Source organism: Thermomonas sp., assembly GCF_019104945.1.
Classification (GTDB): Bacteria; Pseudomonadota; Gammaproteobacteria; order Xanthomonadales; family Xanthomonadaceae; genus Thermomonas.
In genome coordinates, this window is record NZ_JAHRWW010000001.1 from 51,795 (window position 1) to 78,034 (window position 26,240).

Here is a 26,240-nt window from a genome sequence, read left to right on the forward strand (position 1 = left end):
CCCATTATTTCTTGGCTGGCTGCGCTGCAGGTGTTGCATCCATTTTGTGGTGCATGCCATGCTTTTGCATGGAGCCGCGCATCTTGCCGTGCTCCATCTTGCTGCGATCCATTCCACACACTTGGTGCATTTTGCTGAACTCATCGCGGCTTAGCTGACCGTTCTTATCCGTGTCGGCCTTATCGAAACACTCGTTGCGACGCTGCGCCATCCGCGCCTCGCGGTCGGCCTTGTCCACAAATCCGTCTTTATTGACATCCATCTGATCGAAGCGCTCGGCGAACTTCGGAGCTTTGGCCGCTTCTTCTTTACTGATACGCCCATCGCCATTGGTGTCTATCTGCTTCATGCGATGCTGCGCCGGTTGCTGCTGCGGCTGAACCTGCGGCTGCGTCTGTGGCTTGGTTTGGGCCATCGCAAAGGTAGAAGCCATCGCAACGGCAACGGCCAGCCCCATCAGGTGCATCTTTTTCATCTGATCATCTCCTCCCGGTACCGTCCGGGCTTGCAGATAAAAACGTCCCGCCACACATTTGGTTGACCGTCCCCCCTGCGCGTAGCTGAACGAGAGCGCTATGCTTCAGCCATGGAAAGCAATAACGACAACCTGCGTTTATTCCACAGCGCCCCGCACCCCTGCGGTTATTGGCCAGACCGGCAAGCGCGCGACTTGGTATTAGACCCGCGCGACCCGCGCTTGCCAGAACTCTATGCCATGGCTTTACAGTGGGGCTTTCGCCGCTCTGGCGATATCGTGTATCGCCCTAGCTGCAACGGCTGCCGCGCCTGCATTCCCGTGCGCATTCCTGTTGCCGCGTTTATACCTAACCGCAGCCAGCGGCGCTGCCTTGCCCATAATGCAGATATTGAATGCCACATCGTGATGCCAAGCAGCAACGATGAATATCTCGCGTTGTATCAGCGCTATCTCACCTCGCGGCATCGTGGCGGCGGCATGGATCAACACGGGATGCACGAATTCGAACAGTTTTTGATCGGCTCATGGAGCACCAGCCGCTTTATGGAACTGCGTCAACGCAGCACGCACCTGCTGTTAGGGCTTGCGGTAACCGACCTTGTTACCGACGCACTTTCGGCGGTGTACACCTTCTATGATCCCAACGAAACCGCGCGCAGCCTCGGCACACTCGGCATTTTGAAACAGCTTGAGTGGGCGCACCGCGAGCAGCGCGCACATCTCTATTTAGGCTATTGGATCGAAGGGCATTCCAAGATGGACTACAAGCGCCACTTTCATCCGCTAGAGCAATTCAACGGGCGCAGCTGGGAACCTTTCTAGCCCTCAGGTTTTGGATTTGGTGCGGCCGCGGCCGCCGCCTCCCTGCTTGGCTGCGCTGCCACTGCTGCCGCCTCCGGGCGGTTACGGTCATAAAACCCAAACTCGCTATCGCTACGCGCAGAGACAATCATGCGCACCATCGTTCCGGGGATCATTAACTCCACTTCCACGGTACGTCCATCGGGCGCTTTTCCTTCAAGGGTTAGCTCAATAAACGGCCCGCCGGTATCTACTTCTCGGCACGGCACAAACGGCCCCGCTGGACCGCCAGCAAGATAGGGATGAATGGCATCACCCAAGGCCTCAAGCGCTTGTGGGAACAAGAATACAGCGTAGCCAGATACTTCAGCCATGTGCAAACCCTTTATCTACGTATTGAAACAGCATACGCGCCTAGCGGGGCAGCACAACACTCAAGCCGACGGGCGAAGCCCTGAAAAACCACGCGCCGCCAGCACAAAGATCCACGTCACCACAACGAAGGCTGAGGTCATTGCAGGCATCCCTAAAGGAGCCAGCGCTGCCGATAGCGCTGCATGTACCACCGCCGCCAACGCGGCCGCAAAAGCGGCGTAGAACACAGAACGCCTTGATGTGTGCAAAAAGACACCACCCACCGCCAGCATAGTGAGTGCGCTATTAAAACCAAATGCCCCCGCGCGAATGGCAGGCTCGGCCGCCCCCATTCCCCAAGCGACAACAACGCCAATCAATGCACCGAACAGCGCCAGCACCGCGCTGCTTCGTGAGCTCAGCAGCAGGCCAGCACAAAACAGCGCACCGGTAAGCAGGCTTCCCTGAAAAAACACCTGCGCCACGCCATTAAGCGTGCCTTCCCATACTGTTGTCTGCGTTACCACGCCCTCTACTAGCGTGGATTTTGGCAAACCTGCAGTGGGCAACATTTGCGTTGATTGCAGGCGGCCAAAGCGTGCGGTTGCAAGGAAAAACCCAAGCGACGTCAGCACAAATGGCGCCGTCAGCACCGGCAACTGCCAGCGTTTGAATAACTCCATGAGCGCGGCCATCAATACGCTTGAACCTGCCGCGGCCACCACAACACAGCTCCATGTGAGTGGGCTTGGTGTTAAGAAGTACAGCAGCGCGATGGCCACCAGCACGCCATTGAAACCAAACATGCCCGAGCGTACCTGCTCACGCGGCGCGCCCAGCGCCACTGCCGCCGCCGTGCTGGAAGCCGCCCCCACTAATGCTGCTGCGGCAAACAGCCAAGAATTGCACGCAATCCCCAGCAGAAACAGCAGCCCCGTATAGCTATTGTTCTGAAACATCACCTGCCCGATACCGCGCAGCAGGCTATCGAAAAATTCTAAACACGCGCCCCAAAAGGTATTACCTGTTACTTCCCATCCACTCCGCTCGAACGTCAACATCGGGCTGTGCTCAATCATCTATATCGCCGCATTCTAGGCCAGCACGGGACAAGCTGCCGCTCCCGTGCGATCCTGTAGGCATGCCGCCGCTTCCTTTTTGCCGCGCCACGCTTGCGCTCATCCTTCTCTGCCTTGCTGGCTGCTCACAGCCATCGCTGCCGTTTTCGCGCTTAGCGGGGCTGGTTACCCACAGTCAGTTGGATGAAATTTCAGGGCTTGCCGCGTCGCATATTCACGATGACGTGCTTTGGGTACACAACGACAGCGAGAACAAAGCGCGCCTCTATGCCATTAGCCGTCGCGGCAGGCTCATTGCTAAATTTGACATTGAAGGCGCAAAGAATATCGACTGGGAAGACCTCGCCAGTTTTACCCTCAATGACAAGCACTACCTATTGCTTGCCGACACAGGCGATAACGCAGGCCGCCGCCGCGACTTCTACCTGCATGTATTTGAAGAACCAGAAACGCTCAAGAACGGCACGTTAAAGCCTGCATGGTCGATCCACGGACGCTGGCCCGACGGCCCACGCGATTGCGAAGCCGTGGCCGTGGACGCGCAGCAAAAGGAAGTGCTACTGATCTCGAAAAAACGCGTTCCGCCTGAGCTTTTTTCACTGCCGCTGGCCAACCCGCACGGGCAGCTACGCGAAGCGCGCCGTATCGGCCGCCTGCAAGGCGTACCGCAGACCAGCGAAGCACTGCGTGAGAAGAACCCTAAACTGGCCGCATTGTTCTCGCAGGTAACATCGGCCGATATCTCCCCCGACCGCAGTACCTTGGCGGTGCTCACCTACGGCAGTGTGCTGTTTTACCGCCGCAATGCTCATGAAACCTGGGCCGATGCCGTGGCGCATACCCCCGAGACGCACGACGTGCCGCTGATTCCACAAGCCGAGGCCTTAGGTTGGAGCGCAGGCGGCGCGGGCCTGTATGCCACCGGCGAATCGCGCCCTGCACCGATCTTCTACCTCGTCCCCCAGCATTAGCCCATCGAAAAACGTCTGGTCTAACCGTTTGTCGGCTCGCATTTGCTAATTTGATATCATTTTGATATCAAATAATCACCGACTCACGTGAGACCGACCATGAAAGAGAACCCCATCCGCTCCCTACCCGGCATCCCGTTTCTGCTGTTTGTCTTACTTCTCGGCATTACCGGTATCTGGCTCACCAAACAGGGCATAGGCCCAGACCCAGACGCGCTTGGCGTTGCCTCTGGGGCCAATATCGCCTACGGCCTACTGATGGTGCTCATCGCCTTCCTCAGCCTCATTGGCCTGTACACCGTGCAACCCAATCAATCCGCCGTGCTCAGCCTATTTGGCAAATATGTGGGCACGGTGAAAGACACCGGCCTGCGCTGGAATAACCCGTTTTATTCCAAGAAGAAAATCTCGCTGCGCGTGCGCAACTTTGAATCGGGCAAGCTCAAGGTCAACGAACTGGAAGGCAGCCCCATTGAAATTGCCGCCGTCATCGTCTGGCAGGTGCAAGACAGCGCCGAAGCGGTGTACAACGTCGACGATTACGAAAGCTTTGTGCACATCCAGTCTGAGTCGGCGCTACGCACAATGGCCACCAGCTACCCCTACGACCAGCACGAAGATGGCCAAGTCGCACTGCGCAGCCATGCCACTGAAGTCTCCCAACATTTGCGCGATGAACTTTCCGAACGCTTGGCCGACGCGGGCGTTCAGGTCATTGATGCGCGCATCAGTCACCTTGCTTACGCCCCTGAAATTGCTCAAGCCATGCTGCAGCGCCAGCAAGCAAACGCCATTATCGCCGCGCGCACACGCATCGTTGCCGGCGCGGTAGGCATGGTGGAAATGGCGCTGTCGGAACTGAAGAAAAACGCTGTGGTAGAACTAGACGAAGAGCGCAAAGCCCAGATGGTCAGCAACCTCTTGGTGGTGCTGTGCGGAGAACGCGCCACCCAGCCCATCGTCAACACCGGCAGCCTGTACTAAGCCATGGCCGAGAAAAAAGCCTACCCGCTGCGCATCAACGCCGAGATCCTCGCGGCCGCGCAGCGCTGGGCCGATGATGAGCTGCGCAGCCTGAACGCTCAAATCGAATATGTCTTGCGCGACGCACTGCGCAAGGCCGGGCGCCTGCCAACAGCTAAGCCAATAAAGGAAGCAAATAAATGAGCAAAAATTGGAAGTACCTCGTTATTGAAGTGAAAACTGGCTTGATGGGCGGCTTCAGATTGGAAGCGTTGCAAGAAGAACTCGACAAACAAGGCCGCCTCGGTTGGGAGCTGGTGAATATCGTTCACGCCACACCGACCGTTTCCTCTCCTACACTGATTTTCAAAAAAGAGGCCTGATATGCACCCTTCACTCATCGCCGCAGCGCTCAGTGCAGCACTTGCATTGAGTACAGGCCTTCACGCCCAAACGGTCGCACCCAGCACACTGGCAACACAGGTGCTGGATCTATTGGACTCAGGCCAATACAGCAAAGCAGAAACCCTATTCGGCCGCGACATGGCGCAGGCCGTACCCGCCGATAAGCTCAAGGCTGTTTGGGAATCGCTACCCGCGCAAGTGGGCAAATCCACCGGACGCGGCGACGCACACATCGGCACGCTTGCCGACAATACGCTGGTGCAAATCCCGCTGCACTACGAAAAAGCCGAGCTCGTCGCCAAGATCGCCATCAACCCCGCTGGGCAAGTAATCGGCTTCGTCATTCAGCCCGCCCAAACGGCCGCGGCATTACCCGCCCCTGCCATCACCGCTGATGCCAAGTTCAGCGAGCGCGAATTGAGCGTCGGCAGTGGTGAACGCGCACTCCCCGCTACCCTCGCCATGCCGAAAGGTAACGGCCCCTTCCCCGCTGTGGTACTGGTGCACGGTTCCGGCCCGCAAGATCGCGACGAAAGCATTGGAGCGAACAAGCCCTTCCTCGACCTTGCGCGTGGCCTCGCCGAACAAGGGATCGCCGTGCTGCGTTACGAAAAGCGCACCAAGGCCCGCCCGCAAGATTTTGCCAGCGGCAACTTCACCATTGACGATGAAACCACAAATGATGCGGTGCTCGCCGTCGATACGCTGCGTAAAGTGGATGGCATCGACCCGAAGCATATTTTCGTACTGGGCCATAGCCAAGGCGGCATGATGGCGCCGCGTATTGCCGCGGTCTCTGGGCACGTGGCTGGGCTGGTATTGCTTGCCGCGCCGTCGCGCCCACTGCTGGATATTGTGATCGAACAAAACCGCCGCCTTGCCGCGCTCAACGACGGCAAGATCGACGACGCCGAACGCACCGCAATCAATGTTTTAGTGAACGAAGTACGCAAAACACGCGACAGCAAAACCGACCCATCGACACACACCGTAATGGGCCTCCCCGCGGGCTATTGGCGCAGCGTGGACGCGGTTGATCCTATCGCCGAAGCCGAGCGCGTAAAACTGCCCATGTTGCTGCTACAGGGCGCGCGCGACATTCAAGTGGTCGATGCCGACTGGCAAAACTGGCGCGATGCTTTTGATGGCAATGCCACTGTGCGCTTCAAACTATACGACACGCTCAACCACCTTGGTATTGCCGGTAAAGGCGAAGGCTCATTGGCTGAATATCAGCAACCGGGCCACGTTGACGCCCAACTGATCAAAGACATTGCCACTTGGGTAAAGGCACATTGAACCATGACAACAACACCGCAGTCTTTTGAAGTCAGCCCGCCGTCGCCCCTGGCCCCCATGTCCATGATTATTTTGGCGGCGGTCGTCCCCACCGGGTTCATTCTAGCCACGCTCTCGAGAAGCCCGGCCCGCGCATTTTCTTCTTATGGCATCGCTGTTCCCATTGCCTTCGTCATCCTACTTACCATCGCCCTATTGCTTTTGATGCGCTGGCGCGCGGTCAGTGTGCAAGACGGTACGCTGACAGTCCGCGCAACGTTTTACAAAAAGGAAGTGCGCGCAAACGATATCGACTTTTCCCGCGCGCGCGTGGTGAACCTTGAAGAACGCACCGAGCTACGCCCTAGCTGGAAATCCAATGGCTATTCCACCTTTGGTTTTGATGCAGGCCACTTCCAAGCGCGCAATGGCTTAGGGAAAATCTTTTGCCTCCTCACCCAACGCGAACGCGTGTTATGGCTACCCCTGCTCGATGGCAAGCAACACATCCTGCTGAGCCTTGAACGCCCGCAGGCGGCGCTGGACGCGCTGCGCGCCAGCGCCCGCTGATTGACTTATGCTTAAACCATGTCCCGCCAGCCGCCTATTCCGCTAAAACACGTTCTACGCAACACCCCCGACATCGAGCTCTGGCCGGCGGGCTTATTGCATGCGCGTAGTAATGCCGATGCCCGTTTACTTGCGCGCGCCAAGACCGTACTCCGGCGCAAGCGTGACGGCCGCTATCTTGCTGCGATCACTCATGAAGGCCTGCATTCGCTACTGCCAAACCTACAGCGCGAACCGGGTCTAGCGGCTGCACAGGGTGTACTTAAAACACTTCAACAACACACACGCCGCGGGTTGGAACACGTCAACACATTGCCGCTGCATCGTCTGCATGAGCGTCTGGCCACACTAGGGCTTGATGCCGATGCCTACGCCGCCCACAGCGGTCTTACCCTTGTTGCCGAGCCCAACTGGTTGGCATTTGCTGGCTTCGATCTTTTCCGCCGCCCGCTCTGGCTACACATCAACGCCGCACGCGCTTGGCTGCATATGCAAGCCACGGCCCTTGGTGACGGCATCGTACTGGAGTCTATTTCCGGCTACCGCAGCCACGACTATCAGCTAGGTATTTTTGAACGCAAGCGCGCGCGCGGGCTTAGTGTTGAAGACATTCTCGCCGTCAACGCCGCACCGGGCTTTTCCGAACATCATTCCGGGTTTGCGCTGGATATTGGCACGTTAGACGCGCCGCCTGCAGAAGAATCGTTTGAATCTACCCCTGCGTTTGCTTGGCTGTGCAAGCACGCAGAAGGCTTCGGCTTTCGCATGAGCTACCCGCGCAATAACCCGCATGGAATTATTTACGAGCCTTGGCACTGGCGGTTTGTTGACGCGGAACGCGGGCAATAAAAAACCTCGCCGTAGCGAGGTGGATACCGAATTATCGGTGAATTGGTCGGGGTAGCCGGATTTGAACCGACGACCACTTGTCCCCCAGACAAGTGCGCTACCAGGCTGCGCTATACCCCGAAGTGTGGCCCGGCATTATAGCCGATTCAATCGCGAAGATGCGCGGTTTTATCGGCGCAAAAGCTGTAAAACTTCTTCCAATTCAGCGCGCACTTGGCGGATGATCTGGTTGCTTAGCCCGGTTTCTTGCTTGGTGCTTTCATCTTCCAAGCGCAGCCGCGCGCCGCCGATGGTGTAGCCCTGTTCGTACAGCAGGCTGCGGATCTGGCGCACCACCAGCACGTCGTGGCGCTGGTAGTAACGGCGATTACCACGCCGCTTAGATGGCTCTAGGCAGGAAAACTCGGTCTCCCAGTAGCGCAGCACATGCGGCTTCACGTCGCAGAGTTCGCTCACTTCGCCAATGGTGAAGTAGCGCTTGGCCGGGATCGGCGGAAGTTCGCGGTTGCTGCCCGGATCAAGCATTGGCGGCTCCCGCGAAGGTTTCTACGCGCTCTTTCAGCTTCTGCCCGGGGCGGAAACTCACCACCGTGCGTGCGGTAATTGGAATCTCTTCACCGGTCTTCGGGTTGCGGCCCGGACGCGGGTTCTTGCGGCGCAGATCAAAGTTACCGAAACCAGACAATTTGATCTGCCGTCCTTGTTCAAGTGCCTGTCGCAGAGTATCGAAAAACGCGTCCACGAACTCTTTGGCCTCACGCTTATTGAGGCCAACCTCTTCGTACAATTTTTCGGCCATTTCAGCTTTGGTCAATGCCACACCAGCCCCCTGTTAGCGCCGAATCGTGATGGCATGCTGGTCCCCCAGCGCAGTCACGACCTTCGCTACAACGTCATCCACATCGGAATCTGTGAGAGTGCGCGATTCGTCTTGCAAAATCAAGCTGACGGCCAAACTTTTGCATCCCGTTTCCACGCCCTTACCGACATAACGATCAAATATATCGACCTGCTTCAGTAAGCTGCCTGCATGCGCCACAACGGTGGCACGCAGCGCGTCCCACTGCACCGTTTCTGGCACCACAAAGGCCAAGTCTCGGCGCACCGATGGATAGCGCGACAGCACCGACGCACGCGCTAGCGCGCGCTCCAGCAGTGCGTCTAATTCCAGTTCGAACGCATACACATCGAGATCAAGATCAAGCTGCTGCTGAAGACGCGGATGCAACTGCCCGATCCAACCGATGCATACACCGTTGCGATACACATCCGCGCTGCGGCCGGGGTGCGCGAACGGGCGCGCCGAGGCGCGATATTCCAACTGCGCACCAGACAGCGCGGCAAGGCTCTCTAAGTCACCCTTGATATCGTGGAAGTCGAGCTTACGTGCGCCCATTCCCCACTGCTCCGCACTGGCCTCACCACAGGCCACCGCCGCGATTTTGCGCGTCTCCTGCGGCGCATCGGCGGTTGCAGCAAATGTGCGCCCTAGCTCAAATAGCCGCACGCGCGGCTGCTGGCGCACTACATTGCGCGCCAGCGCTGCAACCAGCCCCGGTAGCAACTGTGTACGCATCACGCCAAGTTCTGCACTGAGTGGATTCGCCAGCGCTACGCCACCTTCTTGCAGCTGCCACTTCACCAACAGCCCCGCGTCGATGAAGGAGAAATTGATTGCTTCCAAATACTCCCGCGCCACTAGCTGGCGACGCACATCGTGCTCGCTGCTCCGGGTTTCGCTGGGGGAAACCAAACGCGTTGCGCCCCCCGGCAGCGTGGCCGGGATGGTGTCGTAACCGTGGATGCGCGCCACTTCTTCGATCAGGTCTTCTTCGATGGCTAGGTCAAAACGACGTGCCGGCGGTGTTACTTGCCAACCCGCTGCCGTCACTTCAACCGCAAGACCAAGCGCCGTCAGAATGCGCGTGACTTCAGCATCGTCTACCTGCGTGCCCAGCACCCGCGCAAGACGCGCGCGGCGCAGTGCCACCGGCTGCGGCCGCGGCAAATGTTCGGGTAACACGGCCTCTACCACTGGCCCAGGCTGCCCACCTGCAATCTGCAGAATCAGCTGCGTTGCGCGCTCCACCGCAATGCGTGGCAGCTCCGGGTCCACACCCCGCTCAAAACGATGTCCAGCATCGGTATGCAGCCCCAAACGGCGGCTGCGGCCAATGATGGCCGAGGGCGCAAAATGCGCCGCTTCCAGCATTACAGACTGGGTGGCATCGCTCACCTTGGTGTCGTTACCGCCCATGATGCCCGCCAGCCCCACCACGCGATCAGCGTCGGTGATGACGAGAAATTGTTCATCCAATTTGGCTTCATCGCCATTGAGCAGCAGCAGCGCCTCACCCGCGCGCGCATGACGCACGCCAACCGGCCCTTGCAACAGACCGCGGTCGTAGGCGTGCATCGGTTGGCCGAGTTCAAGCATCAAATACTGGGTGACGTCAACGAGGAAGCTCACCGGGCGCACGCCGCTGCGCAGCAGACGCTGCGCCATCCACAGCGGTGTGGCCACCTGCGCATTGACACCTTCAATCACACGCCCCACAAAACGCGGCGCATCGGCACCGGCGTTTAGTTCAACCGGTACGCTGCTAGATACTGTCGGCGCAACCGCCGTCGTATCCAACGGCTCAACTTCGCAGCCAGTTGCAGCGGCGACGTCAAACGCGATGCCGTGCACGCCGAAACAATCGGCGCGGTTAGGCGTGAGCTTCAGCTCAATGCTGGCATCGGGCAGCCCCAAATAATCCGCCAACGGCGTGCCCACCGGGGCATCGCTCGGCAGCTCCAGCAGGCCAGACGCATCAGCATCAATACCCAACTCTTTAGCCGAGCACAGCATCCCGTTGGAGTCCACACCACGCAGCTTCGCGGCTTTAATTTTGAAGTCGCCAAACTGCGCGCCCACCATGGCCAGCGGTGCAATCAGCCCAGCGCGCGCGTTCGGCGCGCCGCAGACGATTTGCAGCGGCGTCCCTAGCCCCGCGTCCACCTGACAAACTTGCAGCTTATCGGCCTGCGGGTGTTTTTCCGCAGACACAATTTTTGCCACCACCACATGGTCGAGCTGTTCGCCCAGCGGCGTGAGTTCTTCCACCTCTAAACCAATGGCGGTCAGGGTGGCCGACAGCGCATCGCGCGTGGCGTTTGTTTTAACGTGCTGACGCAACCAGTTTTCTGAAAATTTCATCGCAGCACCTTAGGCGAACTGGCGCAAGAAGCGCACATCGTTATCGAAGAAAGAGCGCAGATCATTCACGCCGTAGCGCAACATGGCGAAACGCTCAACGCCAAGGCCGAACGCAAAGCCGGTGTATTTTTCCGAATCAATGCCCACACTTTTCAGCACGTTCGGATGCACCATGCCGCAGCCCAATACCTCAAGCCAGCGCTGGCTGCCATCCGGTTGCTGCCACGCAATATCCACTTCCGCCGACGGCTCGGTGAAGGGGAAATAGCTGGGGCGGAAACGCATTTCAAAATCACGTTCGAAAAACGCGCGCACAAACTCCACCAGCGTGCCTTTGAGGTCGGCAAAGCTGGCATGTTCGTCCACAAGCAAGCCTTCCACCTGATGGAACATGGGCGTGTGGGTTTGGTCGGAATCGCTGCGATACACCTTGCCCGCAGCGATCATGCGCAGCGGTGGCTGCCCGCCCTTGGCCAGCAGGTCTTGCATATAGCGCACCTGCACGCCCGAGGTATGCGTGCGCAGCAGGCGGCCGTCGGGGAAGTAGAAGGTGTCGTGCATCGCCCGCGCAGGATGATGCGGCGGGAAATTCAATGCTTCGAAATTGTGCCAGTCGTCCTCGATCTCGGGGCCATCGGCCAGCTCGTAGCCAAGGCGACCAAAAATTTCGGTGATGCGCTCCAAGGTGCGGCTAACCGGGTGCACACCACCGCGCGCGGCATCGCGCCCCGGCAGGGTGACATCCACAGCTTCTTGCGCCAAGCGCGCTTCCAGTGCCGCCGATTCCAGCACGGTTTTGCGCGCCGTAAGCGCGGCGCCAATGGTATCGCGCACTTGGTTGATCGCCTCACCGGCCGCTTTCCGCGCCTCCGGCGGCAGCGCGCCCAGCGTTTTGAGCTGCGCGGTAATGCTGCCGCTTTTGCCTAGCAAAGAAACGCGCAATGCTTCCAGCGCATCAGGGGTAGATGCCGCCGCGATCTCGGCCTGCGCGTTTTGAGACAACGATTCGATAGTGGTCATGGGATTTCCCGGAGCCAAAAACAAACATGGGGAAGGACTTGCGCCCTTCCCCACGTCGTGGCGGCCATATGCCGCCGGATATTGCTTGCGTGTGGACTAGCAGCTTACGCTGCCAAAGCGCTCTTTGCCTTTTCGGTGAGCGCGGTAAAGCCCGCAGCGTCATGCACGGCGATGTCGGCCAGCACCTTGCGATCCAAGGTGATGCCAGCCTTCAGCAGGCCGTTGATGAAGCGGCTGTAGCTCAGGCCATTGGCGCGTGCAGCAGCGTTGATACGCGCAATCCACAGGGTGCGGTAATGACGCTTCTTCTGCTTACGACCGATATAGGCGTACTGCAGGGCCTTGGTAACGGCCTGCTTAGCGACGCGGAATACCTTGCGGCGGGCATTGTAGTAGCCCTTCGCCTGGCTGATGATTTTCTTGTGGCGGCGACGCGCCGTAACACCACGTTTAACTCGTGCCATGTCTTATCTCCTCACAAATACGGCAGCATGCGGTCCAAACGGCCCGCGTCTTCGGCACGAACGTGGTTCGTCTGCCGCAGGTTACGCTTACGCTTGGTCGCCTTCTTGGTGAGGATGTGGCTCTTGTTGGCGTGGCCGCACTTGTACTTGCCGGAAGCGGTCTTCCGGAAGCGCTTGGCCGCCGCCCGATTGGTCTTAATCTTGGGCATTGGGAATCCTTGCGAAATCTCAAACTAATCCAGGCGGCAACGTTGCCTTGCGGCGCGGTCACGCTTTCCATCCTGCCTGTATCGGTGGGTAAGCCCTGAATCCGGAACGGAAACGGGCAGGTCCTGTACAACAAACCGGCGAACCGGGCCCGCCATTATGCACGAGCCCGAAACGTCTGGCAAATCTTTGGGTATTACTTCTTCTTCGGCGCGATCATCATCACCATCTGCCGGCCTTCTAGGCGCGGACGCGATTCGATGAGGATGTCTTCACCAAGATCGGTTTCAATCCGAGTGGCCATTTCACGGCCCAACTCTTGGTGACTCATTTCACGGCCACGGAAGCGGATATTGACCTTAATCTTGTCGCCCTCGGCCAAGAACTCACGCATCTTGCGCAGCTTGATCTGGTAGTCACCTTCGTCCGTCACCGGGCGGAATTTGACTTCCTTAATTTCAACCTGCTTCTGCTTTTTCTTGGCTTCGTTGGCTTTTTTCTGCAGCTCAAACTTGAACTTGCCAAAGTCCATGATCTTGCAGACCGGCGGCTCGGCATTGGGCTGAATCTCAACGAGGTCGAGATCTTCCTCTTCTGCCATGCGCAGGGCTTCGTCGCGCGAAAGCACGCCGATCATTTCGCCATCGCTGCCAATAACGCGAACACGCGGCACACGAATTTCATGATTCCGGCGGTTCTGCTTGTTGTCGGTGGTACTGATTGTGGCAATCTCCAAAGGTGGGCCCGAATGGGCCAATGCGGCCACCACCGGGAAGGCGATGGCCGGGCTTAAGCGGAGCAGACAAAACCTCAGGCAGCCCCTTCTTCACGCAAACGTGAAATAAAGGCATCAACGGACATACTGCCGAGATCTTCCCCACTCCGCGTACGTACAGACAGCGTGCCGTTTTCTTTTTCGCGGTCCCCAACCACGAGCAGATACGGCACCCGCTGCAACGTATGCTCGCGGATTTTATAGCCGATCTTTTCGTTCCGCAAATCGGTGCTTACTCGGAAGCCTTGATTTGCAAGGTTTTTATGCACTTCCTGAACAAAATCAGCCTGCGCATCGGTGATATTCATCACTACCGCCTGCAGCGGTGACAGCCAAACCGGGAACTGCCCGGCGTGGTGCTCGATCAAAATACCGATAAAACGCTCCATCGAACCGACGATCGCACGATGCAGCATGACCGGGTGTTTGCGCTGGCTATTTTCATCCACATACTCCGCGCCCAAGCGGCCCGGCATCATGAAATCGACCTGCATCGTGCCCAGCTGCCAAGTGCGGCCAATCGCATCCTTGAGGTGATATTCAATCTTTGGACCGTAGAACGCGCCCTCGCCCGGAAGCTCTTCCCACTCCACACCAGAGGCGCGCAATGCGTTACGCAGCGCAGCTTCTGCCTTATCCCAAGTGGCATCATCACCCAAACGCGGCTCGGGGCGCAGCGCGATTTTGATTTGGATATCGGTGAAACCGAAATCCTCGTACACCTTCAGCGCCTGCTCGTGGAACGCGCGTACTTCCGATTCAATCTGGCCCTCGGTGCAGAAGATATGACCATCGTCTTGGGTGAAGCCACGCACACGCAAGATGCCATGCAGCGCGCCGGAGGGTTCGTTGCGATGGCAGGCACCGAACTCGCCATAGCGAATGGGCAAGTCGCGGTAGCTGTGCAGGCCTTGGTTGAACACCTGCACGTGGCCGGGGCAATTCATCGGCTTCACTGCATAGGTCCTTTTTTCGGACTCGGTGAAGAACATATTGTCTTTGTAGTTGTCCCAATGCCCGGACTTCTGCCACAGCGTCACGTCGAGAATCTGCGGGCAGCGCACTTCGCCGTAGCCGGTTTCACGGTACACGCGACGCATGTATTGCTCCACGACTTGCCACACCGACCAGCCCTTGGGGTGCCAAAAGATCAGGCCTGGACCTTCTTCCTGCAGGTGGAACAAGTCCTGCGCCTTGGCAATTTTGCGGTGGTCGCGTTTCTCGGCTTCCTCAATCTGATGCAGATAGGCCTTGAGGTCTTTATCGTTGAGCCAAGCGGTGCCGTAGATGCGGCTCAGCATTTGGTTATTGGAATCGCCGCGCCAATAGGCACCGGCCACCTTCATCAATTTGAACGCGCGCAGCTTGTCGGTACCCGGTACGTGCGGGCCACGGCAGAGGTCGGTGAATTCGCCCTGCGTGTAGAGCGACAATTCTTCATTGGAAGGAATCGACTCGATGATTTCCGCCTTATAGGCTTCACCAATGCCCTTGAAGAAGGCCACCGCGTCATCGCGCGATTTCACGCTACGGCTCAGCGGCAGCGCTTCTTTCACGATCTTCTGCATCTCCGCCTCAATAGCGGGCAGATCTTCCGGGGTGAACGGGCGCTCATAAGCGAAGTCGTAATAAAAACCGTTATCGATCACCGGGCCGATGGTGACCTGCGCACCGGGAAATAGGCGCTGCACGGCTTGCGCCAACAGGTGCGCGGTGGAGTGACGAAGCACGTCCAGCGCTTCCGGCGATTTATCGGTAATGATGGCCAGCGAAGCGTCGTGATCGATCAAGTAACTGGCGTCCACCAGTTTGTCATCCACTTTACCGGCGAGCGTCGCCTTGGCTAGGCCTGCACCAATGGAGGCCGCAATATCGGCCACCGTTACCGGGTGTTCAAACTGACGAACCGCGCCATCGGGGAGCGTAATCGAAATCATAAAAATACCTCAGGGCATAAACGAAAAAAGACGCCGAAGCGCCTATCGTTACCACAAAACAAAGGGTGCGAATGCGTCGGCAGAATTAGCTGTGGGCGCTTGTAGTGTTCATGTCGCACGCTCGACCGACGTTTCCGTGGGCCACCTTTCTCCGAGTTCGTTACCACGTAGTCTACTACGTGGTGGGCGGTACAGGGTTCGAACCTGTGACCCCTACCATGTCAAGGTAGTGCTCTACCGCTGAGCTAACCGCCCGCTATCCCCTTCTGCAGGGGCGCGAATTGTAGCGCGAGTTTTGGCGGCGTTACAAGTAGCCACTTTTGGCATGTAGCGATTTTTGAGCTACTTCGGCACTCTATGCACACTTGTCACAAGGGAAACCGTTATGCGCCTTCTTTCGTTTGCCTGCGCCGCTGCGCTGGGCGCGTTGTCGTTGGCCAGTTTTGCTGCAACGCCCACCGCGCCGGTCACCCACGTCCCCGGCAGTGAGGCCATTGTTAGCCACACGCTTGCTAATGGGCTGAAAATTATCGTTTGGCCTAACCACGCCATTCCCAGCGCCAACTACTATACCTTCTACAAAGTAGGCAGCCGCAATGAACGCCCCGGCATCACCGGGCTTGCGCACTTCTTCGAACATATGATGTTCAACGGCACCAGCAAGCGCGCACCGGGCGAGTTCGACCGCACCATGGAGGCCAGCGGCGGCAGCAATAACGCCAGCACCAGCAGCGACCTCACCATTTATACAGACTGGTTTCCGGCTAGCGCACTAGGCACTATTTTTGATCTCGAAGGCGACCGCATGGCCAACCTTGCCTTTGACCCCAAAGTGATCGAAAGCGAGCGCGAGGTGGTGTACAGCGAGCGCCGCTCCAGCGTGGATAACGACAACTTCGGCACACTGATGGAGCAGATGCAGGCAGCGGCTTATATCGCCCACCCGTACCACATCCCTACCATCGGCTGGCCCAGCGATATCGAGCACTGGACATCGGCCGACCTGAAGCAATTTTTCAAAACCTATTACGCGCCTAATAACGCCGTTTTAGTGATCGTGGGCGATGTAAACCCCGATGAAGTGTTTGCACTGGCTAACCGCCACCTTGCCCCGCTGGCCAAACAGCCCGCGCCCACACCGGTGACCACTGTTGAGCCAGAGCAATTAGGCGAGAGGCGGCTTGTGGTGGAGCGCGCCGATGCGCAGTCGCCAATTTTGGCCTACGCCTTTCATACTGGCCTAGGTGCTGGCAGCAAAAACCACCCTACACTTGAACTACTCAGTACGATCCTTGCTGAGGGCCAATCTTCGCGCCTGCATCAACGCTTAGTAGAACAAGAACAAGCTGCGGTATCTGCAGGCGCATTTGCCGAAGCCGGTTTTGACCCTGGCCTGCTTTGGGTGTACGCCATGCTGCCCCCGGGGGGTGACCTCGCGCAGGTAGAAGCCCTGCTTGATGATGAGTTAAGCAAAATTGCAACAGATGGTGTTAGCGCGGTCGAACTAGAAAAAGCGCGCAATCTGAAGCTTTCCGAATTTTGGCGCGGCATGTCCACGATCAACGGCAAAGCACAAGCGCTGGGCAGCGCCGAAGTGTTTGAAGGTGATTTTCGGAAAGCGTTTGACGTGCCAGCCGCGTTTAATGCTGTAACCGCTACAGACATACAAACACTGGCCAAAAAGATTTTGCGCAAGCAAAACCGCACAACAGGAAGCATTTTGCCCTCCGTGCAAACCGCCTCCAAGGAGACCACCCCATGAACCGCCTCGGCCTACTTATCGCGTTTTGCTGCATGTTTGCATTGGGTCGCGCTGGTGCTGCTGAAGTCAAACTTCCCGACTTTCAAACCATCACCCTTGATAACGGCGCCACACTGCTACTGACGCCGCGCAAAGACGTGCCGCTTATCGCCACCACCGTACTCGTGCGCGGCGGCAGCCTTGCCGACCCTGCGGGTAAAGAAGGGGTTGCCGAACTCACCGCAGGCATGCTGGAAAAAGGCGCTGGAGACCGCAATGCAGCCGCGTTTGCAGAAGCCGTCGATAATGCGGGCGGCAGCCTGTCACTTAGCAGCACAAGCGAAGCGGTTGTTGCAAACGCGCAGTTTCTATCCAAAGACAGCACGCTCATGCTGTCGCTGCTCTCCGATGCACTACAGCACCCACGCATGGACGCGGCCGAGTTCGACAAGTTGCGCAAAAATGCGATCGACAGCATCGCCACCGCCAAGGACTCTGACCCGCGCAGATTGGTCGGCACTTACGCCGACGCATGGCTGTTTCAGAACCATCCTTATGGCCGAGCCGAAAATGAGACCAGCCTTGCAAACATTACGCTGCAAGACCTGCAAGAGTTCCGCCGCCTACATATGGGCGGCAACCGCCTAATTATTTCAATTGCAGGCGACTTTGACAGTGCCGCCATTACGCACCAGGTGCAACAACTCTTTGGTCACTGGGCCGCGGCCACAGGCACCTTACCCACGGTGGAAGCCAAGCAGCCGGAAAAGGGGCGCCGTGTGCTGCTGGTGGATAAGCCCGGTGCTACGCAAACCTATTTCAGCCTGCTCAACGTTGGCACCACCCGTAGCGACCCCGCTCGCGCCGCGCAAAACCTCGTGCAAACCGCATTCGGCGGGCGCTTTACGTCCATGCTCAATACCGAGTTACGGGTAAAGTCTGGCCTCACCTATGGCGCCACATCGCGCATCAACCGCATGCGTCTTCCGGGTGATGTCAACCTAACCAGCTTCACCAAAACCGAAACCACGCAAGCGGCCATTGACCTTGCCATCGCCACACTCGATAAGCTCCACCAAACTGGCCTTGATGCGGCCACGCTGCAATCGGCCAAAAACTATATCGCCGGGCAGTTTCCGCCCAGTCTTGAAACCAGCGCACAGGTTGCCAGCTCTATCGCATGGCTCACCATGTTTGACGAACCACGCAGCAGCATCGATGGTTACTTAAGCAGTGTCGAAGCCGCCACGCCCGCGCAAGTGGCTGCAGCGCGCGCCATATACCCGCAGAGCAAAGACCTCGTGATTGTGGCCATTGGTGACGCCAGTGCTATCCGCCCAATCATGCAAAAGTACGGCCCGGTCACCGAAATCAAGCTTTCCGATCCGCGCTTTTCTCCTTAATTTTTCCCCACCCACATGACCTGTAGCACCTATTCACCTACCCGTATCGCGCTACAGTCGATTCTTACCCACTGCACCTGAAGAGTTCTCACCCGTGAAGACTTCGAAATACCTGCTGTTATCGCTTGCCATCTCCGCAGCACTGAGCGGCTGCCAAAAATCAGAAACTCCTGCCGCTGCGCAACCAGAGGCCACTGCCGTGAAATCCGAACTCCCGCCGCTTGCTGCGTTCAATGTGAACGACCTCGACACCAGCAAGAAGGTGTGCAACAACCTCGCCGACTTTGTGAACAGCAAATGGCTCGCCGCCAACCCTGTGCCTGCCGACAAGACCAGCTGGGGCAGCTTTGAAATGCTCGACGAGCGCGCCCAAGCCGCCAGCCACCTGCTGGCAGAGGCTGCAGCCAACAACAAAGCGGCCACCGGCATTGAAAAATTGGTGGGCGATATTTATGCCTCGGGCATGGACGAAGCCAAGGTCAATGCCGCGGGCATCGCACCGATCCAACCACAACTCGACGCCGTCAGCGCGCTCAAGACACCTGCGGATATTGCCCAGTATTTGCGCGACGAATTTGCTGCGGGTCGCGGTGACGTATTCAGCTTTGCCGCCGAAGCCGACTTCAAAAATTCCAGCCAAAAAATCGGTTATGCCTTCCAAGGCGGGCTCTCGCTACCGGAAAAATCGTATTACCTTGAAGACGGTCCGAGCGGCAAATACAAATCCATTCGTGAAGCGTTTGTTGCGCATATCATCAGGCAGCTGGAGAACGCTGGCGTAGCCGCCGACGCCGCCAGCCAGCAGGCCAAAGACGTGCTCGCATTCGAAACGCGCCTCGCCCAAGCCTCGCTGTCACCCATCGAACTGCGTGACCCTAACAACCAGTATCACTTCGTCAGCATGGCCGACGCCGATAAAGCATCGCCCAACTTCAGCTGGTCGGAATTCTTCAAGGCCAATGGTGTGAGTGCCGAGGGCTTCTCGCTGTCGCAGCCGAAATTCTTTGCCGAATTCAACGCTATGTTGACCGACGTCCCGGTGGCGCAGTGGCAGGCATATTTGCGCATTCGCGCGATCGACGAAGCCGCCCCGTTCTTGAGCGATAAACTCAACGACGAGCGCTTCGATTTTTATGCCCGCACCCTGCGTGGCCAAAAAGAACAGAAGCCGCGCTGGAAGCGCGTGCTAAACACGGTGGAAGGCAGCGCTGGCGAAGCCTTGGGGCAGATGTACGTGAAGGAAAACTTCCCCGCCGAATCCAAGGCACAAATGGAAACCTTGGTGAAGAACCTAAGCCAAGCGCTTAAGACGCGCATCGAAAACTTGGAATGGATGAGCGCTGAAACCAAGAAGAAGGCGATGGAAAAATGGGCGAGCTTCACGCCCAAGATCGGCTACCCCGATAAGTGGCGCAACTGGGACGGCCTTGTCACCAGCCGCGATAGCTACCTGAGCAACATCATGGCAGCTGCCAAGTTCAACCATGCCTTTGATATGGCCAAAATTGGCAAGCCGGTGGATCGCAGCGAATGGCAGATGACCCCACAAACGGTTAACGCCTATTACAACCCGCTGATGAATGAAATCGTCTTCCCCGCCGCCATCTTGCAGCCGCCGTTCTTTGACCCCAAGGCCGACCTAGCCCTGAACTACGGCGGCATCGGCGCGGTTATTGGCCACGAAATGCTGCACGGTTACGACGACCAAGGCAGCCAATTCGACGCTAAGGGCAATTTCAACAACTGGTGGACGCCTGCCGACATGGAAGGCTTCAAATCGCGCACGGCGCGTCTTGTGAAGCAATTCGACGACTACGTGGCCATTGATGGCTTACATGTAAAAGGCGAGCTGACACTGGGCGAAAACATCGCCGACCTTGGCGGCCTGAACGTCTCTTACGACGCTTACCAAAAAGCATTGAAAGACGCTGGCAAAAGTGGCGACGACAAGATCGATGGCTATACCGAAAACCAGCGTTTTTTCTTCAACTGGGCCACGGTGTGGCGCCGTAACTTCACCCCAGATGAACTCAAAGTGCGCCTGAACACCGACCCGCATGCACCGGCCAACTTCCGCGCCATCGGTGCACCCAGCAATATGCCCGCCTTCGCGCAGGCGTTTGGCTGCAAGGCAGGCGACGCAATGGTGCGCACTGACGATGCCCAAGTAGTGATCTGGTAACCCCTTGCCCAGCAAGTGTTTGACGAAGGCCCGGGCAACCGGGCTTTCGTTTTTTCAGCGCAGAGGTTCCCTGATTCCGGCTACGGGTGTATGTTCGCGCCTCTACCTGCGAAAAGGCACGCCATGGACATCCACGACATCGCCCTCAATCTGTTTGCGCAACTGGTGCACGCCAACGGTTCGCAGCCACTCAGCCCAGAAGCCCGCATCGAAATGGGGCGCGAGGCCTACCGCTTCGCCGAAGCGTATATCACCGCCAAGGACCTATATATTCGCGAACTCCCCGTGAGCGAGATCAGCCAAGGATACTAAGCCGCATGATTCGTTGGACGATTAGCTCTGCCGTGCTTGCACTTGCACTAACCGCCTGCAGCAGCGGGCCGGTGCGCCGCGTTTCCGAACCCACGGCCAGCATTCAACAGCTCACCGTGCGTGCCGACGGCCGCTGGGACGTTGAGTTGCGCCTGCAAAACTACAGCAGCATTCCCATGCAGTTCGACACCACAGCGCTTGAGCTTACCTTTGATAACGGCCCCGCTGCGCGGTTGGATATGAAGCCTGCGATGGAAGTGGGGCCTGAGTCAGCCGACGTGCACAGCGCCACCATTGAGCCCCTACCCGCCGGCCGTGCGCGTATCGCTTCGGCCCTAGCCGATGGGCGCGGGTTGACGTACACGCTCAGCGGCACGCTATCAGCCACCCCGCAAGACAAAAAACAGCGCAGTTGGGAGATCAAACGCGAGAGCGCGTTATCGCCAGTTCCGGGCATTCCGGGCGCCCTACGCTAAGCCCACTCGCGCCTAACCATACGCTGTAGTATGCTCAGGGTTTCAGCAGGCCGAAAACCGGTCTGCACGCACCGGGAACCCTTCGCATGAGCAGCTACAAAGCCCCCCTCGACGATCTGCGCTTCGCCCTTTACGACGTTCTTGGTGCGGAAGCACATTTTGAAAAACTCGGCTTTGCCGAGGTCAACCGCGAGCTTGCGGATGCTGTGCTGGACGAAGCCGCACGCTTTGCCGAAACCGTACTGGCCCCATTGAACCGAGTCGGCGATGAAGTGGGCTGCAAGTTCGACAAAGCCACCGGCGATGTCACCCCGCCGCCGGGCTTCAAAGAAGCCTTCGACCAGTTTGCCGAAGGTGGCTGGACGGGCCTCACCAACGACCCCGAGCACGGCGGCCAAGGCATGCCAGCACTCTTGGGCGGCGTGATGACCGAGCTGGTGGACGCGGGCAACCTCGCCTGGGGCAACTTCCCCATGCTTAGCCACGGCGCGGTAAAAGCACTGGAAACCTATGGCGAAGATTGGCAAAAGGAAGTATTCCTAAAGCCGCTGATCACCGGCCAGTGGACCGGCACCATGTGCCTCACCGAACCGCACTGCGGCACCGACCTTGGCCTGCTGAAAACCCGCGCCGAACCGCTGGCCGACGGCAAGTATTCAATCACGGGCACCAAGATTTTCATCACCGCCGGTGAGCACAACCTCGTACCCAACATCATCCACCTCGTGTTGGCGAAACTACCCGACGCCCCGCCCGGTGCGAAAGGGATTTCGTTGTTCGTCGTACCAAAATTCAAGGTGGAACGCGACGGCACCCAGCATGAGCGCAACGCCGTACGCTGCGGCGCGCTGGAACACAAAATGGGCATCCACGGCTCGGCAACATGCGTAATGAATTTCGACGGCGCCGAAGGCTATCTCGTCGGTGAGCCGCATAAAGGCCTGCAGGCGATGTTCGTGATGATGAACTCGGCCCGCCTTGGCGTGGGCGTGCAGGGTCTTGGCCTGTCTGAACGCGCCTATCAAAACGCCCTGCGCTATGCCCGCGAGCGCCTGCAGTCGCGCTCGCTTTCTGGCCCGAAGAACCCCGACAAGCCGGCCGATCCGCTGATCGTACAGCCGGATGTGCGGCGCATGCTGCTGTCGCAAAAATCGTTGATTGAAGCCGGCCGCTTGCTGAGCCTGCACTGCTACTCGTTGCTGGATGAAGCCGAACACGCCAGTGACGCCGCCGTTCGCGAACGCGCCCACACTTTGGTGAGCTTCCTTACGCCCATCAGCAAAGCCTGCCTCACCGAGTGGAGCATTGAGAACACCTACAACGCCCTGCAGTGCTTCGGCGGCCACGGCTACATCGCCGAACATGGCATGGAGCAATACGCCCGTGACGCCCGTATCACCACGCTGTATGAAGGCACCACCGGCATTCAGTCGCTGGATCTGATTGGCCGCAAGACGGCGGCTACGCAAGGTGCAGGGCTCAAGCTGTTCTTGGCCGAAATCGAAGCCTTCGTCAAACAGCACGAAGGCGAGGCCGCGCTGGCTGAGTTCATTGCGCCGCTGCGTGCTAAATGCAATGAATGGGGCAAACTCACCATCGACGTACTGACCCGCGCCGCCAGCAACCCCGAAGAACTGGGCGCAGCCAGCACCGACTATCTATTCTATTCCGGCTATGTCACGCTGGCCTACTGGTGGGCACGCAGCGTGGCCGCCGCTAACGCCTCCAGCAAGCCACAGGCGTTCAAAGACGCCAAACGCGACACCGCTCGCTTCTATTACGCCCGCATGCTGCCACGCACGCTCGGCCACAAGGCCGCGATTGAAGCCGGGGCTGACGCATTGATGGCCTTGCCCGATGCAGGGTTTGGCGCCATCTAAACCCCGCTCGATAGCGCGACGCGACAAACCGCCAAGGATGGCGTATAAACTGATTTCTCAATGGAGATCGATAGAGCCACTGGCGGCTTGCGCCTGCTGTGCCTAGACGCGCACGGCCGCCCATTGAATTGGATGGGCTGGCAGGCCGCCACCTGTCTTTACGCGCGCGACGCAGTGGCGTGGACCCTCGGCGACCCTTGCCTTACTGTGCACGGCGGGATCAACCGCGACAGCGGCACCCGTACCGTACTGGGCTTACATCCGATCATCGCCGCGCGTGGTCATGTGTCACCCGGTCATTTCGACCCCACGCCAGCGCTCACCAACACCGCACTGTTCGCCCGCGACCATGGCCTTTGTTTGTACTGCGGCCAAGCGTTTACCCGCAGTGCACTCACCCGCGACCACGTCCTGCCCGTATCCAAGGGCGGCCGTGATCTTTGGGAAAACGTGGTCACCGCCTGTTTCCACTGCAATTCGCGCAAGGGCAACCGCACCCCGCAGCAGGCCGACATGCCCCTGCTCGCCATCCCCTACCGTCCAAGCTGGGTGGAACATTTGATCTTGTCGAACCGTAATATCTTGGCCGACCAAATGGCCTTCCTGAAGGCCCAGCTACCACGCAAACGGGCCAACGATCTGTTTTTCAACTAGCCCTGAGGCGTTGACTCAGCGCACCTGCTTCGCAACACTGCGCGTAGGGGCAAGGGGAGCAGGATGACACTGACGCTGGGAATCACCGGAATGGATCGCGCGACCGAAGCGGCCGTGCAAGCGGCGTTCAAAGCGGCCAACGCCGAAACTGGGGACCGCTGGACGCTCACCTCTTCCACAGATGCGGATTACGTCGTCATCGACCTCGATAGCCTGTATGGCCCGATGAGCCTGCTCAAGCTGCATACGGCCGGCAAAAAAATCATCGGCCTCACCTCCGTGGAGCGCAGCCAAACCGAATACCGCCTGCAGCACCCGGTGAACGTCAACGACCTTGCCGTACTTTTGAGTGAAATCGCCACCGATGAAGCCGCGCCGCCCAGCACCGCAGCGCCGCAAATCGTTCACGCGGAAGAAGTAGAAGCGCCCGAACCGGAGTCGGAACCGGAGACGCCTCCAAACGTATCGCCCGCCGCCGCGCAGCACACCCTGTTCGAGTGGTTACAACAGGGGCTTCCGCAAGCGTACGCCCAGCTCCAGCGTGACGGGCTGCCGTCGCTACTGCTCGATTTCAACACCCATACTTGGCATGGATCTTCGGCCCTCAAACCGCTTGCACCTTGGTTTGAAGACAGTCTTACTGAAGAAGACTTCCAGCCACTCGATCACGCCACATGGGAGCGCCTCGCAGCATCGCTTGGCCCCGCCCAGCCGATGGCCCGCTTACTTTGGCTGGGCGGCCTGTTGTCCAAAGCCCCCACCAGCGGCCACTATGTAATGACGAAATGGCCGCAGACCGAGCGCGAGTTTCCCAAGCACTTCCGTATTGCCACGGCGATGATGAAAGGCCCGGCTACCGTGGCCGCCATTGCCGAAGCCAGCGCGGTGCCTGAAGAGGAAGTGGCCGACTGCATCAATGCCAATTTAGCCACGCAGCACGCCGAGCACGTACCCGACGCGCCAGCGCCCGCCCCTTTGCAAGCACAAAAGCACACGGGTTTGTTTGGCCGCCTGCGCAGCCATTGAGCCTAGATTTACCCAATCCGCTTACAACTCCGCGTAACATTACCCGGTTCACTTCTGGAGACTGCCGTGACCCTGCGCCTCGCCCCTCTCGCCTGTGCCGTACTCTTGCTTTCTGCCTGCGGCGGAAAACCTGCTGCCGACGCTACCGCCCCGCAGGGCCCGGAAGACAAAGTCTTAAACGTCTATAACTGGTCCGACTACGTGGCCGAAGACACCATCGAAAACTTTGAGAAAGCCACCGGCATCAAGGTGAATTACGATGTGTATTCTGAAAACGAAACCCTAGAAACCAAGCTCACCGCGGGCAGCAGCGGCTACGACGTGGTGTTTCCGTCGGCGCGCCCATTCGCCCAGCGCCAGGTGAAGGCAGGGCTGTACCTCGCACTTGATAAGGCAAAACTGCCCAATATTTCGCATCTTGACCCCAGCATTTTGAAGGGCTTGGCCGATATTGACCCAAACAATGCGCACGTATTGCCCTATATGTGGGGCACCACCGGCCTTGGCATCAATGTCGATAAGGTGAAAGCCGCGCTGGGCGACAATGCGCCGATTGATTCGTGGGATCTACTGTTTAACCCGGCCAACGCCGCCAAACTGGAAAAATGCGGCATCAGCGTACTCGATGACGACCAAGAAGCCTTCGGTGCGGCGCTGATTTGGAAAGGACAAAACCCCAATGCCGGTGCCGCGAACGAGATCGACACCGTCAAGCAAATCTACGGTGCGATTCGCCCGTATATCCGCACCTTCAATAATGCCGAGTACAAAGACGCACTCGCCAATGGCGACGCCTGCGTGGTGATGGGCTATTCGGGTGACATTCTCGGCGCGGCCGACGCGGCTGCCGACGCGGCAGAAGCCAGCGGCAAGCCCGCGCCGGATATTCGCTACGTGATCCCCAAGGAAGGCGCGATCCGCTGGGTCGATGTGATGGCCATTCCCAAAGACGCCAAGCACCCGAACAACGCTCTTGCCTTCATCAACTATATTCTTGACCCGAAAACCGCCGCCGAAATTACCGATGCGGTGGGCTATGCCAACCCGAATAAAGACGCAACCACGCTCATCGAACCGGACATTGCCAACACCCCCGGCATTTATCCGCCGGAGGCCGTGAAAGCCAAACTGGTGGACCCCACCACGCTGCCCGATACCGTGCAGCGCCAGCGCGTGCGCGCATGGACGGCCATCAAGAGCGGTCACTGAGGCA

26 protein-coding genes, 2 tRNA genes and 2 pseudogenes are annotated in these 26,240 nt (G+C 58.5%); 17 read left to right on the forward strand and 13 right to left on the reverse strand.

What is annotated here, in order from left to right:
- Positions 1-4: 4 nt before the first annotated feature.
- Positions 5-349, reverse strand: a pseudogene (locus KUL77_RS00265) (EF-hand domain-containing protein); the annotation flags it as partial.
- Positions 350-586: 237 nt separating this feature from the next.
- Between KUL77_RS00265 and KUL77_RS00270 the strand changes: the two are divergent.
- Positions 587-1,300, forward strand: a complete 714-nt coding sequence (locus KUL77_RS00270) for an arginyltransferase (RefSeq protein ID WP_297142010.1) — start codon at positions 587-589, stop codon at positions 1,298-1,300.
- Here the strand turns inward: KUL77_RS00270 and KUL77_RS00275 are convergent.
- Positions 1,297-1,653, reverse strand: a complete 357-nt coding sequence (locus KUL77_RS00275) for a hypothetical protein (protein ID WP_297142013.1) — start codon at positions 1,651-1,653, stop codon at positions 1,297-1,299. The genes KUL77_RS00270 and KUL77_RS00275 overlap by 4 nt on opposite strands.
- 60 nt (positions 1,654-1,713) lie before the next feature.
- Positions 1,714-2,712, reverse strand: a complete 999-nt coding sequence (locus KUL77_RS00280) for an urea transporter (RefSeq protein WP_297142017.1) — start codon at positions 2,710-2,712, stop codon at positions 1,714-1,716.
- Positions 2,713-2,774: 62 nt separating this feature from the next.
- On the opposite strand from KUL77_RS00280, the gene KUL77_RS00285 reads away from it, so the two are divergent.
- From KUL77_RS00285 to KUL77_RS00315, 7 genes are all read left to right on the forward strand, one after another.
- Positions 2,775-3,683, forward strand: a complete 909-nt coding sequence (locus KUL77_RS00285) for a hypothetical protein (protein WP_297142020.1) — start codon at positions 2,775-2,777, stop codon at positions 3,681-3,683.
- Positions 3,684-3,782: 99 nt separating this feature from the next.
- Positions 3,783-4,667: an SPFH domain-containing protein gene (locus tag KUL77_RS00290; RefSeq protein ID WP_297142023.1), complete on the forward strand. Its 885-nt coding sequence runs from the start codon at positions 3,783-3,785 to the stop codon at positions 4,665-4,667.
- A 3-nt stretch (positions 4,668-4,670) separates the two neighbouring features.
- On the forward strand, positions 4,671-4,850 hold the full coding sequence (locus tag KUL77_RS00295; protein WP_297142025.1) for an Arc family DNA binding domain-containing protein: 180 nt from the start codon (positions 4,671-4,673) through the stop codon (positions 4,848-4,850).
- Positions 4,847-5,029: a DUF4177 domain-containing protein gene (locus tag KUL77_RS00300; protein ID WP_297142028.1), complete on the forward strand. Its 183-nt coding sequence runs from the start codon at positions 4,847-4,849 to the stop codon at positions 5,027-5,029. Before KUL77_RS00295 ends, KUL77_RS00300 begins: the two co-directional genes overlap by 4 nt.
- A gap of 1 nt (position 5,030) precedes the next feature.
- Positions 5,031-6,350, forward strand: a complete 1,320-nt coding sequence (locus tag KUL77_RS00305; protein WP_297142032.1) for an alpha/beta fold hydrolase — start codon at positions 5,031-5,033, stop codon at positions 6,348-6,350.
- A gap of 57 nt (positions 6,351-6,407) precedes the next feature.
- Positions 6,408-6,899, forward strand: coding sequence for a PH domain-containing protein (locus tag KUL77_RS00310; protein WP_297142034.1), 492 nt, complete (start codon positions 6,408-6,410; stop codon positions 6,897-6,899).
- 18 nt (positions 6,900-6,917) lie between these two features.
- Positions 6,918-7,748 (forward strand): M15 family metallopeptidase, encoded by an 831-nt coding sequence (locus tag KUL77_RS00315; RefSeq protein ID WP_297142037.1) that lies wholly within the window; start codon positions 6,918-6,920, stop codon positions 7,746-7,748.
- Positions 7,749-7,791: 43 nt separating this feature from the next.
- Here the strand turns inward: KUL77_RS00315 and KUL77_RS00320 are convergent.
- The 10 genes from KUL77_RS00320 to KUL77_RS00365 all read right to left on the reverse strand — a co-directional run bounded on the left by KUL77_RS00320 (position 7,792) and on the right by KUL77_RS00365 (position 15,608).
- Positions 7,792-7,868 (reverse strand) — tRNA-Pro (locus tag KUL77_RS00320).
- Positions 7,869-7,916: 48 nt separating this feature from the next.
- Positions 7,917-8,273 carry a MerR family transcriptional regulator gene (locus KUL77_RS00325; RefSeq protein ID WP_297142040.1) on the reverse strand — a complete coding sequence of 119 codons (357 nt, stop codon included), beginning with the start codon at positions 8,271-8,273 and terminating at the stop codon, positions 7,917-7,919.
- Positions 8,266-8,568 carry an integration host factor subunit alpha gene (locus tag KUL77_RS00330; protein ID WP_297142043.1) on the reverse strand — a complete coding sequence of 101 codons (303 nt, stop codon included), beginning with the start codon at positions 8,566-8,568 and terminating at the stop codon, positions 8,266-8,268. The genes KUL77_RS00325 and KUL77_RS00330 overlap by 8 nt, the downstream gene beginning before the upstream one ends.
- 12 nt (positions 8,569-8,580) lie before the next feature.
- Complete coding sequence (gene pheT / locus KUL77_RS00335) at positions 8,581-10,950, reverse strand: phenylalanine--tRNA ligase subunit beta (RefSeq protein WP_297142046.1); 2,370 nt, start codon at positions 10,948-10,950, stop codon at positions 8,581-8,583.
- A gap of 9 nt (positions 10,951-10,959) precedes the next feature.
- Positions 10,960-11,970 carry a phenylalanine--tRNA ligase subunit alpha gene (gene pheS, locus KUL77_RS00340; RefSeq protein ID WP_297142049.1) on the reverse strand — a complete coding sequence of 337 codons (1,011 nt, stop codon included), beginning with the start codon at positions 11,968-11,970 and terminating at the stop codon, positions 10,960-10,962.
- A 104-nt stretch (positions 11,971-12,074) separates the two neighbouring features.
- Complete coding sequence (gene rplT, locus KUL77_RS00345) at positions 12,075-12,434, reverse strand: 50S ribosomal protein L20 (RefSeq protein ID WP_297142051.1); 360 nt, start codon at positions 12,432-12,434, stop codon at positions 12,075-12,077.
- Positions 12,435-12,445: 11 nt separating this feature from the next.
- Complete coding sequence (gene rpmI, locus KUL77_RS00350) at positions 12,446-12,643, reverse strand: 50S ribosomal protein L35 (RefSeq protein ID WP_027083463.1); 198 nt, start codon at positions 12,641-12,643, stop codon at positions 12,446-12,448.
- Between the two features lie 194 nt (positions 12,644-12,837).
- Positions 12,838-13,362: a translation initiation factor IF-3 gene (gene infC, locus KUL77_RS00355; RefSeq protein WP_297142210.1), complete on the reverse strand. Its 525-nt coding sequence runs from the start codon at positions 13,360-13,362 to the stop codon at positions 12,838-12,840.
- Between the two features lie 89 nt (positions 13,363-13,451).
- Positions 13,452-15,353 (reverse strand): threonine--tRNA ligase, encoded by a 1,902-nt coding sequence (thrS, locus tag KUL77_RS00360; RefSeq protein WP_297142054.1) that lies wholly within the window; start codon positions 15,351-15,353, stop codon positions 13,452-13,454.
- A gap of 180 nt (positions 15,354-15,533) precedes the next feature.
- Positions 15,534-15,608, reverse strand: a tRNA-Val gene (locus KUL77_RS00365).
- Between the two features lie 130 nt (positions 15,609-15,738).
- Between KUL77_RS00365 and KUL77_RS00370 the strand changes: the two genes are divergently transcribed.
- The 9 genes and pseudogenes from KUL77_RS00370 to KUL77_RS00410 all read left to right on the forward strand — a co-directional run bounded on the left by KUL77_RS00370 (position 15,739) and on the right by KUL77_RS00410 (position 26,236).
- The gene (locus KUL77_RS00370) at positions 15,739-17,115 is read left to right on the forward strand and encodes a pitrilysin family protein (protein WP_297142057.1); all 1,377 of its coding nucleotides are present in this window, start codon (positions 15,739-15,741) and stop codon (positions 17,113-17,115) included.
- Positions 17,112-18,497 (forward strand): pitrilysin family protein, encoded by a 1,386-nt coding sequence (locus KUL77_RS00375; RefSeq protein WP_297142059.1) that lies wholly within the window; start codon positions 17,112-17,114, stop codon positions 18,495-18,497. Before KUL77_RS00370 ends, KUL77_RS00375 begins: the two co-directional genes overlap by 4 nt.
- A gap of 94 nt (positions 18,498-18,591) precedes the next feature.
- Positions 18,592-20,679 carry a M13-type metalloendopeptidase gene (locus KUL77_RS00380; RefSeq protein WP_297142062.1) on the forward strand — a complete coding sequence of 696 codons (2,088 nt, stop codon included), beginning with the start codon at positions 18,592-18,594 and terminating at the stop codon, positions 20,677-20,679.
- A gap of 123 nt (positions 20,680-20,802) precedes the next feature.
- Positions 20,803-20,991 carry a hypothetical protein gene (locus tag KUL77_RS00385; RefSeq protein WP_297142065.1) on the forward strand — a complete coding sequence of 63 codons (189 nt, stop codon included), beginning with the start codon at positions 20,803-20,805 and terminating at the stop codon, positions 20,989-20,991.
- Positions 20,992-20,996: 5 nt separating this feature from the next.
- A complete protein-coding gene (locus tag KUL77_RS00390; RefSeq protein ID WP_297142068.1) occupies positions 20,997-21,467 on the forward strand; it encodes a hypothetical protein in 471 nt (156 codons plus the stop codon).
- Positions 21,468-21,553: 86 nt separating this feature from the next.
- Complete coding sequence (locus tag KUL77_RS00395) at positions 21,554-23,347, forward strand: acyl-CoA dehydrogenase C-terminal domain-containing protein (protein WP_297142072.1); 1,794 nt, start codon at positions 21,554-21,556, stop codon at positions 23,345-23,347.
- Between the two features lie 87 nt (positions 23,348-23,434).
- Positions 23,435-24,001: pseudogene (locus KUL77_RS00400) on the forward strand (HNH endonuclease); the annotation flags it as partial.
- 63 nt (positions 24,002-24,064) lie between these two features.
- Positions 24,065-25,027, forward strand: a complete 963-nt coding sequence (locus tag KUL77_RS00405; RefSeq protein WP_297142078.1) for a hypothetical protein — start codon at positions 24,065-24,067, stop codon at positions 25,025-25,027.
- 66 nt (positions 25,028-25,093) lie between these two features.
- Positions 25,094-26,236: a polyamine ABC transporter substrate-binding protein gene (locus KUL77_RS00410; RefSeq protein WP_297142080.1), complete on the forward strand. Its 1,143-nt coding sequence runs from the start codon at positions 25,094-25,096 to the stop codon at positions 26,234-26,236.
- Positions 26,237-26,240: the final 4 nt, after the last annotated feature.